This is a genomic window from Algoriphagus oliviformis (assembly GCF_017254915.1).
Lineage (GTDB): Bacteria > Bacteroidota > Bacteroidia > Cytophagales > Cyclobacteriaceae > Algoriphagus > Algoriphagus oliviformis.
The window spans coordinates 1,227,448-1,239,969 of record NZ_JAFKCT010000001.1 but is presented as its reverse complement, the minus strand read 5'-3'; the positions used below and the strand labels follow the sequence as shown (position 1 = coordinate 1,239,969).

At 51.3% G+C, this 12,522-nt stretch carries 17 protein-coding genes; 1 reads left to right on the top strand and 16 read right to left on the bottom strand.

The annotated features are described in order from the left end of the window. Positions 1–89: 89 nt before the first annotated feature. Positions 90–791, bottom strand: a complete 702-nt coding sequence (locus J0A68_RS05460) for a hypothetical protein (protein ID WP_206577154.1) — start codon at positions 789–791, stop codon at positions 90–92. Between the two features lie 104 nt (positions 792–895). Here J0A68_RS05460 and J0A68_RS05455 point away from each other — a divergent pair, with 104 nt between their 5' ends. Next, positions 896–1,807: a sugar phosphate isomerase/epimerase family protein gene (locus tag J0A68_RS05455; RefSeq protein WP_206577153.1), complete on the top strand. Its 912-nt coding sequence runs from the start codon at positions 896–898 to the stop codon at positions 1,805–1,807. 34 nt (positions 1,808–1,841) lie between these two features. On the opposite strand, the gene cysM is transcribed toward J0A68_RS05455, so the two are convergent. The 15 genes from cysM to secY form a co-directional block, all read right to left on the bottom strand. Then, positions 1,842–2,720 (bottom strand): cysteine synthase CysM, encoded by an 879-nt coding sequence (cysM, locus tag J0A68_RS05450; RefSeq protein WP_206577152.1) that lies wholly within the window; start codon positions 2,718–2,720, stop codon positions 1,842–1,844. Positions 2,721–2,796: 76 nt separating this feature from the next. Then, the gene (locus J0A68_RS05445; protein WP_206577151.1) at positions 2,797–3,645 is read right to left on the bottom strand and encodes a serine O-acetyltransferase; all 849 of its coding nucleotides are present in this window, start codon (positions 3,643–3,645) and stop codon (positions 2,797–2,799) included. A 19-nt stretch (positions 3,646–3,664) separates the two neighbouring features. Continuing rightward, the gene (locus tag J0A68_RS05440; RefSeq protein WP_206577150.1) at positions 3,665–4,213 is read right to left on the bottom strand and encodes a hypothetical protein; all 549 of its coding nucleotides are present in this window, start codon (positions 4,211–4,213) and stop codon (positions 3,665–3,667) included. Beyond that, a complete protein-coding gene (locus tag J0A68_RS05435; RefSeq protein WP_206577149.1) occupies positions 4,194–4,481 on the bottom strand; it encodes an FtsB family cell division protein in 288 nt (95 codons plus the stop codon). Before J0A68_RS05435 ends, J0A68_RS05440 begins: the two co-directional genes overlap by 20 nt. A 95-nt stretch (positions 4,482–4,576) precedes the next feature. Continuing rightward, positions 4,577–5,860 (bottom strand): phosphopyruvate hydratase, encoded by a 1,284-nt coding sequence (eno, locus tag J0A68_RS05430; protein ID WP_206577148.1) that lies wholly within the window; start codon positions 5,858–5,860, stop codon positions 4,577–4,579. A gap of 22 nt (positions 5,861–5,882) precedes the next feature. Further along, positions 5,883–6,980, bottom strand: coding sequence for a glutamine-hydrolyzing carbamoyl-phosphate synthase small subunit (gene carA, locus J0A68_RS05425; RefSeq protein ID WP_206577147.1), 1,098 nt, complete (start codon positions 6,978–6,980; stop codon positions 5,883–5,885). 116 nt (positions 6,981–7,096) lie between these two features. Beyond that, complete coding sequence (gene rplQ, locus J0A68_RS05420) at positions 7,097–7,630, bottom strand: 50S ribosomal protein L17 (protein ID WP_206577146.1); 534 nt, start codon at positions 7,628–7,630, stop codon at positions 7,097–7,099. Positions 7,631–7,636: 6 nt separating this feature from the next. Beyond that, positions 7,637–8,626 (bottom strand): DNA-directed RNA polymerase subunit alpha, encoded by a 990-nt coding sequence (locus J0A68_RS05415; protein ID WP_206577145.1) that lies wholly within the window; start codon positions 8,624–8,626, stop codon positions 7,637–7,639. A 36-nt stretch (positions 8,627–8,662) separates the two neighbouring features. Then, positions 8,663–9,268, bottom strand: a complete 606-nt coding sequence (rpsD, locus tag J0A68_RS05410) for a 30S ribosomal protein S4 (protein WP_206577144.1) — start codon at positions 9,266–9,268, stop codon at positions 8,663–8,665. Positions 9,269–9,286: 18 nt separating this feature from the next. Continuing rightward, the gene (gene rpsK, locus J0A68_RS05405; protein ID WP_026953287.1) at positions 9,287–9,685 is read right to left on the bottom strand and encodes a 30S ribosomal protein S11; all 399 of its coding nucleotides are present in this window, start codon (positions 9,683–9,685) and stop codon (positions 9,287–9,289) included. A gap of 15 nt (positions 9,686–9,700) precedes the next feature. Further along, a complete protein-coding gene (gene rpsM / locus J0A68_RS05400; protein ID WP_206577143.1) occupies positions 9,701–10,078 on the bottom strand; it encodes a 30S ribosomal protein S13 in 378 nt (125 codons plus the stop codon). Positions 10,079–10,080: 2 nt separating this feature from the next. Next, entirely contained in the window at positions 10,081–10,197 is a 117-nt protein-coding gene (gene rpmJ, locus J0A68_RS05395) for a 50S ribosomal protein L36 (RefSeq protein ID WP_013927415.1), read from the bottom strand. 6 nt (positions 10,198–10,203) lie between these two features. Beyond that, positions 10,204–10,422 carry a translation initiation factor IF-1 gene (gene infA / locus J0A68_RS05390; protein ID WP_026956468.1) on the bottom strand — a complete coding sequence of 73 codons (219 nt, stop codon included), beginning with the start codon at positions 10,420–10,422 and terminating at the stop codon, positions 10,204–10,206. Between the two features lies 1 nt (position 10,423). Then, the gene (gene map, locus J0A68_RS05385) at positions 10,424–11,197 is read right to left on the bottom strand and encodes a type I methionyl aminopeptidase (RefSeq protein WP_206577142.1); all 774 of its coding nucleotides are present in this window, start codon (positions 11,195–11,197) and stop codon (positions 10,424–10,426) included. 1 nt (position 11,198) lies between these two features. After that, the gene (gene secY, locus J0A68_RS05380) at positions 11,199–12,518 is read right to left on the bottom strand and encodes a preprotein translocase subunit SecY (protein WP_206577141.1); all 1,320 of its coding nucleotides are present in this window, start codon (positions 12,516–12,518) and stop codon (positions 11,199–11,201) included. Positions 12,519–12,522 lie beyond the last annotated feature (4 nt).

Below are 12,522 nucleotides of genomic sequence, written 5' to 3'. Positions count from 1 at the left end.
CCCCACCGGAATGGAGACCGCCCATCGGCTCGGGCCTAAGCCATCTCTCGCGATGTGGAAGGGGTCGAAACGCCGTTCCCAGCCTGATGCTAGCCCGGAGCCAAGGTAATGATGTACTGGAGGTAAGGTTCCGGATTGCGCTTGAAGTTCAGCCCCTTGGCCTTCAGCTGCTTCCTCACCTCTCTCTTCTCCAGCCCCAAGACGTCCAAGACCTTCCCTTCCTTGGCTACCAAGAAAAAGTCCCCCTCCTTCCACAGGAAATACTCGGTCTTTTCCACGTAGATTTCATCGTATTTGGAAAGCTCCCGCTTGGACTTGGTGGTCTTGTAGCGCTTGGCCAGCGCATAGAAGCCACTTTCGCCCAAGACCTGATAGATCCCGTTGCCTACGCGCGCATGCCCCCCATTTCCGGGGAAATAAGTGAATCGAGCGCCGTTTGCCAAGGCAAAGCCGTCTATCTTCTCGGGCTTGATGAGGATTTTCTGGTTGAATACGGGATGAAAGGTGATGACCTGGTCACGGTACACGTCGTACAAAAGCGGCACCTCGGGATAGGTGATCCCGTTGATGGTCAGGCTTCCTTTTTCGAATTGTCGGGAATAATAATAGGGATCTCCCTCGATCAGACGGGAGGGCTCTTGGTACTGTCCGCCCGTGATCAGCTCCTGGAAGTAAGGCAGCCGCTCCTTGTATTCGGGCAAAAAGGCCAGATTGCTCCCGACTACCTGTGCAAAAAGTCCTTTCCCAACAAAAAAGGAAAGCAGGAAAAAGAAAAATATTATTTTTCGCATGACTTAAATTACGATTGAAAATCCCAAGACAACGGATTTATACGGAATATGTATAAACGGCAAAATTCCAGTTTGAAAGGAATGCCAACCCAAACCTACAGCCCATGACTAGCCGAAGAAACCTGCTGAAAACCCTGGCTCTCACGCCCCTAGCCCTGACTGGCGCGCCCCTTTTGGCGCAAGCCGAAGCCAAGAAGGAAAGCACCTTCCAATTTTCGCTCAACACCAGCACCATCCGGGGGCAAAAACTCTCCCTTCCCCAGACCATCGAGCTTGCGGCCAAGGCTGGCTACGACGGATTTGAGCCCTGGATGATGGAGATCCAGGCCTACGTGGAAAGCGGCAAGACCCTGGCCTCCCTGAAAAAACTGGCTTCGGATGCAGGATTGGCCTTTTTTGACTGCATAGGTTTCCCTACCTGGATGGCTCAGGACGAGGCCAAGAGCAAAGCCGGTTTTGCCCAGATGGAAAAAGAGATGGGTATCCTCGCCGAGCTGGGCTGCCCGCGGGTCGCCGCTCCGGCCATAGGCTCGGAGGCTCCGCTGGACCTGCTACGGACTGGGGAAAAATACAAGCAGCTGCTGGAGCTGGGACGGAAAACGGGCGTCATGCCCCAGCTGGAGTTTTGGGGGGCCTTTCCCTCCTTCTACCACCTGGGCCAGGCCATGGCCGTAGCCGCAGCGGCGGACGACAAAGACGCCAAGATCCTGGCGGACATCTACCACCTCTTCCGGGGCGGATCGGGCTTCGAAGGCATGAAGATGCTGGACGGGCATGCGATCGACATCTTCCATATGAACGACTTCCCGGCCAGCATTCCCCGCACCGAGCAGCAGGACAAGGATCGCGTGATGCCCGGCGACGGCGCCGCCCCCATGCAGGAAATCGCCGACACGCTCAAGTCCAAAGGCGGACAGATCATCCTTTCCCTGGAGCTCTTCAACCCCACCTACTACGCCATGGATGCCGAAGTGGTAGTGAAGGAGGGTCTGGGGAAGATGAAAAGGTTTTTTTGATGAATTGCCGTGGGCTTAAGCCCACGGCAATTCATCACCCAAACAAATCCGAGCTGAGATATCGATCGCCTCGGTCGCAGGTGATGCAGACGATGACTCCTTCGCTCAGCTCTTTGGACAGCTCGATGGCGGCATGAAGGGCTCCCCCGCTGCTCATGCCCGCGAGTATGCCTTCTTCCTTGGCCATGCGCCGCGTCATCTGCGTCGCTTGGTCTTGGCTCACGTCGATCACGCGATCCACCCTGGAGGACTCAAAGATCTCCGGCAAAAACTCCGGCGACCAACGGCGGATCCCAGGAATACTGGAGCCATCCGTAGGCTGTGTCCCCACGATCTGGATATCCGAATTCACTTGCTTCAGGAATCTGGACACGCCCATGATGGTACCGGTGGTGCCCATGGCGGAGACGAAGTGGGTGATCGTTCCGTTGGTTTCCTTCCAGATTTCCGGGCCGGTCGTGTAGTAGTGGGCGAGGTAGTTGTCGGGGTTGGCAAACTGGTTGAGCATGTAGTAGCCCTCCTCGTCCCGCATCTTGTCCGCCAAGACGCGGGAATACTCGATGGTCTGGGCCGCGGGGGTCAGAATAACCTTGGCACCGTAGGCCTCCATGGACAGCACACGCTCTTTGGTGGAGTTGTCCGGCATGATCAGCGTCATATCCAGACCGAGGACTTTGGCCACCATGGCCAGGGCAATGCCGGTGTTGCCAGAGGTGGCCTCCACGAGCTTGTCACCGGGCTTGATATCCCCGCGGTCCAGGGCCGAGCGGATCATGTTGTAGGCCGCGCGATCCTTGACGCTTCCGCCGGGGTTTTGTCCCTCCATCTTGCAGAAGATTTTCACCTTGGGATTTTGGGGGATATGCTCGAGCTCCACGAGCGGCGTATTGCCTATCAGTTCAAAGAGTTTCATGGGTCAGGGGGAAAGTGGAAATTGACAGGAGCGGTCTGCCAGGACATGATGACCTGGCGGGAAAAGGGAACAGCCCTTATTCGCCCATTTCGTCAAAGTCGTTTTTGAAAATATAAAGATCCGTCGCTGCACCAGCCTCATGGTGCATCTGGGTTTGGTAATACACTTTGGAATTTGGCGCCACGGACTTGGTCAGCCAGACGTTGCCGCCGATGACGCTGTTTTTGCCGATGACGGTCTTTCCGCCTAGGATAGTCGCCCCGGAGTAGATCACCACATGGTCTTCGATGGTGGGATGGCGCTTGATGTCCGCGTCGGATTTCTCCACACTCAAGGCCCCCAGGGTCACGCCCTGGTAAACCTTCACCTGGTCGCCGATGACCGTGGTCTCCCCGATCACCACTCCCGTGCCGTGGTCTATGCAGAAGTGCTGGCCGATGGTGGCTCCGGGATGGATGTCCACGCCGGTCTTGCTGTGCGCATGCTCGGTGATCATCCTGGGCACTATCGCCACGCCCAGGCGATGAAGGACGTTGGCAATGCGATAGGCTGATATGGCATAGAAGCCTGGATAGCTCCTGATGATCTCGGTGCGGGACTTGGCGGCAGGGTCTCCCGCATACATCGCGTCCACGTCTTGATTGATCCAGTCAAATACGCGCTCCAAGCTGTCAAAAAAATACTGGGCAAGCTGCTCCCCGTCTCCGTCATGCAGGTGGGAGTTTCTGGAAAGTATGTGGGAAAGATTGGCCTGCAGCATCTCCAGGCTGGATTTGACATCCTCTTCCTCCCGGATCGTGTGGGCAGAAAACTCCGGAAACATCAATCCCAAGAGGTCTTCTAGAAACTGATGGATCACCTTGGGTGCCGGAAAATCGAAAGAGTGCTGGTGTGCCTGGTGAATCTTCTTGATCAAGGAATCCATGCTGCTGAATTTGGGATGCTCACATGACAAAACCGACACGAATCACATATGGTTCGGCGTAGTAGGAATTATGGTTGTCATGCAGCACGTTGTACAGAAAGGTAAAGTTGGCCCCGCCCCTGTTTCCAAAGGGGGCAAAGTAGCCCGCTCCCACGAAAAGAGCGTTGGACCAGATCCTACGGTAATCCTCGACGAAATAGTCATAGGCCTCCCAGTTGATGGACTCGTACTCTACCTGGCCAAAGATGTTGGGAAGCACATTGTATCTGCCGAATACGCGTCCGCCATAGGACGTGCCTTCGGCTCCATAAAACCTGCTGTCGTCATAGTACTGAAAGGTCGCGCCGACTCCCCCAGAGAGCCTAGGGGTGATCATGACACCCACCAGCGGAGACACGTCCACAAGCGTCACGGTGCCAAACTGGAGGCCAAGATTTCCTCCAAAATACAGGCGATCCTTGAAGGGGATAGAATCGGAATAGATCTCGCGCTGGGCCTGAGCCTGGCCTGAAAGCAAAAAAGCCCCTACAAAGGCTAGCAGGAGCAGGTTATTTTTCAACAATGACATATAGATCTTCAGTTGGCTTTTTCATCAAGTATCTCTCACGGGCAAACTTCTCCAGAAGTTGGGGGTTGCTCATCAACTCTTCCCGCTCGGCCTTGATTTTTTCCTTTTTCTCCAGGTAAAATTCCTTCTGGTCTTCCAGCTGGTTCAGCTTCTGGCTGAGGCGAAAGTGGTTCACCACATTGTTGGAGTCAATAAACAGCATCCAAAACATAAAAAACAGGATCGCCAATGCGTAAAAATTGCTGCCGTACTTCCAAAGCTTCTTCATCTCAAAATTCTATTGCCTGCTTAAGGTACAAAAATGGTGCAAAAAAAAGACAGCCTACCAAAGGCAGGCTGTCCATTTATGGGAAAGAACCCGATTTATTTCAATCGGCCCTTGAATACTGCAGATTCGCCCAATTGCTCTTCGATTCTGAGGAGCTGGTTGTACTTCGCCATACGGTCGGATCTGGATGCAGAACCGGTCTTGATCTGTCCGCAGTTGGTAGCCACAGCCAGGTCAGCGATGGTGGAGTCCTCAGTCTCGCCGGATCTGTGGGACATCACCGCGGTGAAGCCTGCCTTGTGGGCCAAGTTTACGGCGTTCAAGGTCTCGGTAAGGGTTCCGATTTGGTTTACTTTTACCAAGATGGAGTTGGCTGACTTCTCTTCGATGCCACGCTTCAGGAACTTCACATTGGTCACGAAAAGGTCATCTCCTACCAGCTGGACTTTGTCGCCGATTTTCGCCGTCAACATTGCCCATCCAGCCCAGTCTTCCTCAGCACATCCGTCTTCGATGGAGTCGATCGGGTATTTCTCGGTCAACTCGGCCAAGTAAGCCACTTGCTCTTCGCGGGATCTCACCTTGCCGCTTGGACCCTCAAACTTGGAGTAGTCGTAGTTGCCGTCCTTGTAAAACTCAGAGGATGCGCAGTCCAGCGCGATGGTCACGTCGTCACCTGGCTTGTAGCCAGCCTTGGCGATGGCATCAAGGATGCAGGCCAGTGCTTCTTCAGTGCCTCCGGAGAAGTTGGGAGCAAAACCGCCTTCGTCACCTACCGCTGTGCTGAGGTTCTTGTCATGAAGGATTTTCTTGAGGTTGTGGAAGATCTCAGCACCCATACGGATCGCTTCGGAGAAGCTGGGAGCGCCCACAGGACGAACCATGAATTCCTGGAATGCGATAGGGGCATCTGAGTGGGAGCCACCGTTGATGATGTTCAGCATCGGCACAGGAAGCGTGTTGGCGTTCACCCCGCCGATGTAGCGGTAGAGCGGCTGACCGGCTTCCATGGCTGCTGCTTTGGCTACTGCCAAAGACACGCCGAGGATGGCGTTAGCACCCAGCTTGCTTTTGGTGGAAGTACCGTCGAGATCGATCATGATCTGGTCGATGGTGTTTTGCTCGAACACATCCATGCCCACGAGCTCGGGAGCGATGATGTCATTCACGTTGGAAACGGCCTTCAACACGCCTTTCCCCAAATATTTGCTTTTGTCTCCATCACGGAGTTCGACTGCTTCATTTACCCCGGTAGAGGCACCGCTTGGTACGGCTGCGCGTCCAAAGGCACCGTTGTCGGTGAACACGTCTACTTCTACGGTCGGGTTACCTCGGGAATCAAGGATTTGTCTTGCATGAATTGATTGAATCAACGTCATAGTTTTAAAAGGTTTATGAAAATTAGTTTTGGTTAATCAGTGCGATAAACTCGTCAAAAAGGTAACGGGAATCGTGCGGGCCCGGAGAAGACTCGGGGTGATACTGTACGGAAAAGGCCGGCTTGTCTTTCAGGCGGATTCCGGCTACGGTATTGTCGTTGAGATGGACGTGGGTGATCTCTACCGCTGGGTTTTTCTCGGTATCCTCACGCACGACGTTGAACCCGTGGTTTTGGGAGGTGATTTCGCTTTTCCCGGTCAGGAGGTTTTTGATCGGGTGGTTTAGTCCACGGTGTCCATGGTGCATTTTGTAAGTCTTGATGCCTACCGCTTCTGCCAGCAGCTGGTGCCCCAGGCAGATTCCAAACACCGGCTTGCCGGTCTCAAGGATGTCTTTTACCGTATCCACCGCATACTCCATGACCGCGGGGTCACCGGGGCCGTTGGAAAGGAAGTAGGCATCCGGCGCCCAAGCCTGCATGTCGGCCAGCTTGGTCTTGGCAGGGAACACCTTGCAATAGGCGCCTCTGGAGGCCAGATTTCTGAGGATATTCTTCTTGATGCCAAAGTCCAGGCAGGCGACTTTGATCGCGGCAGCCTCGTCACCCACGAAATAGGGCTCTTGGGTACAGACGGTGGAGGAAAGTTCCAGCCCGTTCATATCCGGCACTTTGGCCAATTCGGCTTTCAAGCCTTCCAGGTTTCCTTCATACTCCGAGCTGATGATGGCGTTCATGGCGCCTTTGGATCGGAGATGCCTCACCAACATCCGGGTATCGATGTCGGCGATGCCGGTGATCCCGTAGTTTACCAAGTATTCCTGCAGTGTGCTGGAGGCGTCAAACCTGGAGTGGACATCTGAGAAGGCATTGACCACGATACCTGCTACACAAGGATGATCAGACTCGATCTCTTCCGCATGCACCCCGTAGTTGCCGATGTGTGGCGTACTGGTCACCACGATCTGGCCGGTATAGGAGGGATCGGTGTAGATCTCCTGATAGCCAGTCATACCGGTGTTGAAGCAGATTTCTCCGCCGTTAGTACCAGGTTTGCCAATGAGGGAGCCGTGGAACGCTGTTCCATCAGCCAGTAGAAGTGTTGCTTTCTGTTTAATCATTTTCTTGAAAGTTGCCCAAAGTTAACCAATTCTTGGGAAGGAGGATAAGGCAATTGGGTATAAAAAAAGGATTGAACGGGCGTCCAATCCTTTTGATATTTAAAGTGATTTTCAATTTACTTTTCTTCGTTTTCGCTTTCGGTAGAAGCCTCTGGAGCGCTAGGCTCTTCGGCTTTTGCTTCAGCGGCAGGAGCCGCAGCGACAGGCGCTTCAGTAGCCTTGGCAGCACCAGCTCCTCTACGGGATCTTCTGGTGGTCTTCTTGGCAGGCTGAGCGTCTTTCAGCATCAGTTCATTGAAATCTACCAGCTCGATGATACACATTTCAGCGTTGTCACCCAGACGGAATCCAGTCTTGATGATTCTGGTGTATCCTCCTGGACGGGTGCCTACTTTCTCGATCACCTCGCCAAAGAGAGCCTTGATGGCTTCTTTGCTCTTCAGGTAGGAGAAAGCTACACGTCTGTTGTGAGTAGTATCTTCTTTAGCTCTGGTCACCAGAGGCTCAACAAACTTCTTCAATTCTTTTGCCTTGGCAAGCGTCGTGGAGATACGCTTGTGAAGAATCAGAGAAGTTGCCATGTTAGAAAGCATCGCCTTCCTGTGCGGAGCGGTCCTTCCTAGGTGGTTAATTTTCTTACCGTGTCTCATTGTATATTATTCTTCGTCAAGTTTGTACTTAGAAATATCCATCCCAAAGGTCAGACCTTTCTCTTGGATCAGCTGCTCGAGTTCGGCCAGGGACTTCTTACCGAAGTTTCTGAACTTCATCATGTCAGAGATCTCGAGTCTGGCGAGGTCGCCGAGAGTCCTCACGTCGGCGGCCTTCAGACAGTTGAACGCGCGGACGGAAAGGTCCAGGTCGCTCAGGGAAGTCTTGAGAAGCTTGCGCATGTGGAGGAATTCCTCGTCGATAGGCTCTGGCTCGGCCACACCGGTAGAGTCAAGGACCATAGTCTGGTCAGAGAACAGCATGAAGTGCTGGATGAGGATCTTGGCTGACTCCTGAAGTGCCTTCTCAGGGTGGATAGAACCATCCGTAGATACTTCCAGGATCAGTTTTTCGAAGTCAGTCTTCTGCTCTACACGGGTGTTTTCCACGCTGTACTTCACGTTCTTGATGGGCGTGAAGATGGCGTCGATGGCGATCTGGCCAAACACCTGCTCTTTGGGCTTGGATTCTTCAGCTGGGAGATAGCCTCTGCCTTTTTCGATGGTGATCTCGATCTCGAAGTTTTTGGTCTCGTCGATGTGACAGATGACCAGGTCCGGATTGAGGATCTCAAAGGAAGAAGTGAACTTAGCAATGTCCCCTGCGGTGAAAACAGACTGGTTTTTGATCTCCACGGTGATCTTTCCGTCAAATGCTTCGTGCACTTTCTTGAATCTCACCTGCTTCAGGTTCAAAATGATATCAGTCACGTCTTCCACTACGCCTTCGATGGTTGAGAATTCGTGTACCACTCCTGGGATTTTGATAGAAGTGATGGCGTATCCTTCCAAAGAAGAAAGCAAGATTCTTCTCAGGGCGTTACCGATGGTAACTCCATAGCCTTTTTCGAGCGGTTTGAAAGTGAACAAGCCATGAAAGTCATCGGCTTTTTCCATCACCACTTTTTCGGGCATTTGAAATGCTAGTATGGACATATATCTCGTTCTGGTTTTTAGCTGAAAATAGTAAAATTACTTAGAGTAAAGTTCGACAATGAGCTGCTCCTTGATATTCTCAGGAATATCATCTCTACCAGGGACACTGACGAATTTGCCTGCCAAAGAAGCATTATCCCACTCTAACCAAGGATATCTGTTTGCTGCTTTGCCTGCAAGGCTGCTGGTGATGGCTTCCAGAGACTTAGAACGCTCTCTTACGGAAACCACATCACCTGGCTTCAAAGTATAGGAAGGAATGTTGACCACTTCTCCGTTGACCAGGACGTGCTTGTGCGATACAAGCTGTCTTGCGCCACGACGGGTAGGGGCGATTCCGAGTCTGTACACGGTGTTGTCCAGACGAGCTTCGAGAAGCTGCAGGAGGTTTTCACCGGTGATACCGGACTTTCTGGAAGCGATGTCAAACATCTTGGCAAATTGTCTTTCCAACACGCCGTAGATGTATTTTGCCTTTTGCTTCTCAGCCAGCTGAACTGCATATTCGGACTGCTTCTTTCTTCTACCGCGGCCGTGCTGGCCTGGAGGGTAGTTTTTCTTTTGAAGCGCCTTGCTATGCCCTTCGATTGCCTCTCCGAATTTACGGGAGATCTTAGCTTTAGGACCTGTATATCTTGCCATTCTTTTAGCTTTTTAAAATTAAACTCTTCTACGCTTAGGTGGACGACAACCGTTGTGCGGCATTGGAGTCACGTCGATGATCGTGGTCACATCCAATCCTACGTTTTGCAATGTTCTGATCGCAGATTCACGACCAGCACCCGGACCTTTTACGAATACTTCGATTTTTCTCAAACCCAAGTCGTATGCTACCTGACCGCAGTTTTGGGCGGCCATCTGAGCAGCGTAAGGAGTATTTTTCTTAGAACCTCTGAAGCCCATTTTACCGGCAGAAGCCCAAGAGATCACTTGACCTGCATTATTGGTAATAGAGATGATGATATTGTTGAAGGAGGCTCTGATGTGTGCCTGACCTACAGCTTCTACCTTTACTACTCTTTTTTTACCTTTTGCTTTATCGTTTCTTTTCTGAGCCATAATCTAAATCAGGTTTTATTTAGTTGCCTTCTTCTTGTTAGCAACAGTTTTACGCTTACCCTTCCTCGTTCTGGCGTTGTTTTTTGTGCCTTGACCACGTACAGGAAGTCCTTTTCTGTGTCTCAAACCTCTGTAGCATCCGATGTCCATCAGACGCTTGATGTTCAATTGGATCTCTGACTTCAATACACCCTCGGTTCTATACTCCTCGGCGATGATGTTACGGATGGTGGTAGACTCGTCGTCGTCCCACTCCCCTGCTTTTTTGTCAAAAGAGATACCGGCCTTGCTCAGGATCGCTTTGGCGGCGCTTCTTCCTATCCCGAAGATATAGGTGAGTCCGATTTCGCCGCGCTTATTGTCTGGTATGTCTACACCTGCAATTCTAGCCATGATTAACCTTGTCTTTGTTTATACTTAGGATTCTTTTTGTTGATGACGTAAAGTTTTCCTTTTCTTCTGATCACCTTACAGTCAGCACTTCTCTTCTTAATAGATGCCTTTACTTTCATGTCAGTCTATTTATATCGATATACTATTCTGCCTTTTGTCAAATCATAGGGAGACAATTCCAATTTGACTCTATCCCCAGGAAGGATCTTGATGTAGTTCATCCTCATCTTACCGGAAATGTGAGCAATCAACTGATGTCCGTTTTCCAGTTCCACTTTAAACATTGCGTTGGACAACGCTTCGATGATGGTTCCGTCTTGCTCGATTGATGTCTGTTTGGCCATTTTAGAATTTAAAATTCTCCTCTATGTATTTATGGGTCGTCAAGACCTCCGTTTTATTCTCCAATATTGCAACCGTGTGCTCGTAGTGCGCTGAAGGTTTCCGATCTGCAGTTCGGATAGTCCAGCCATCTCGCTCCTGTACGATGTTTCGCGTACCCAGATTGATCATCGGCTCTATTGCAATCACCATCCCTGCCTTCAGCAGGGGACCACTTCCCTTTTTGCCGTAGTTGGGTACTTCCGGTGCCTCGTGCAGCTTCCTTCCCAAACCATGCCCTACCAGCTCTCGGACTACGGTGTAGCCCTTGGCTTCGACAAACTTTTGGATGGAATGCCCGATATCACCGATACGATTCCCGGCTACAGCCTGCTCGATGCCTAAGTACAACGAATCTCGGGTGGCTTTTAATAATGCAATGACAGAAGGGGAAACCTCACCTACAGGGTATGTATAAGCGGAATCGCTATGAAAACCTTGGTGAAAGACTCCACAATCCACTGAGATTATATCGCCATCTTTCAATTCATAATCACTCGGAAATCCGTGTACCACTACTTCGTTCACGGAGATGCAGAGTGAGGAAGGGAAACCATTGTAGCCTTTGAAGGAAGGCACAGCCTGGTGGTCCCTAATGTACTCTTCAGCAATCTTGTCAAGAAAAGAGGTCTTTACCCCTTCTTTGACATACTTGGCGATCTCACCATGGGCGCGACCGAGTATGTCAGCACTAGTTTTAATCAACTGAACTTCTTCCGAAGTCTTGTATTGAATCATATTAGGCTACTTGGTAATTAGAAGGATTGTTCTTCATATTACCGCTTTTCATCATTCCTTCGTAGTGTCTCATCAGCAGATAGCTCTCGATCTGTCTCAAGGTATCCATGATCACACCTACCATGATCAGCAGGGAAGTACCGCCATAGAACTGGGCAAACTCACCACCCACGCCGGCGATGATCGCCAAAGCAGGAAGGATAGCTACCGCTGCCAACAGGACTGAACCTGGAAGCGTGATCTTGGAGATGATCCCATCGATAAACTCTGAAGTAGGCGCACCAGGCTTGATACCGGGAACGAAGCCACCGTTGCGCTTCATGTCTTCCGCTATCTGCTCGGGGTTAACCGTGATGGCAGTGTAGAAGAAGGTGAAGATGATGATCAGCGATGCAAACAGCAAGTTGTACTGCCAAGACGTGAAGTCAGAGAAGGTAGTACCGATGTAGTTTGCGATATCGCTCTCACCTGCCCATATCTGGGCAATCAGTGCTGGCACAAACATCAAGGACTGGGCAAAGATGATCGGCATGACACCGGAAGCGTTCACTTTGATAGGGATGTACTGGCGCTGACCGCCATATACTTTCCCGCCTACCACTTGCTTGGCATACTGTACGGGGATTCTTCTCGTAGCTTCGGTCAACGCAATCACACCCACCACTACAAAGAACAATACCACCGCTTCGATGATCAGCAGCAACATGCCGGAGGAACCTTTCTCAAGGCCTTCCGCGATGAGTGCGCCTGGAAATCTGGAGATGATACCGATCATGATCAGCATGGAAATACCGTTGCCGATTCCTTTTTCGGTGATCTTTTCCCCCAGCCACATGCAGAACATGGTACCGGCTGAAAGCAACACCAAGGAACTGAACATGAAAAGAGAGGTACTAACCATCACTGCACCGGTAGGCAGGATCGTGGCACTGACGTACCCGATACCCTGGGCCACGGTGATCGCGATGGTTAATACGCGAGTGATCTGGTTGATTCGTTTTCTACCGGACTCACCCTCCTTCTGCATTTTCTGAAAATAAGGTACTCCGACAGTCAACAGCTGCAGCACGATGGATGCTGAGATGTAGGGCATGATCCCAAGACCGAAGATGGAGGCATTGCTAAACGCGCCCCCAAGGAAGGTATCAATCAACCCAAAGATCCCCTCAGGCGTACCACCCAGCTTGGAAGGATCCACCCCCGGGAGCACGATGAATGAACCTAATCTGAAGATGATGAGAAATCCGATCGTATTGAGGATTCTGATTCTCAGATCTTCGATTGAGAAGATGTTCTTTACTGTCGAAATAAACTTTTTCATTTAC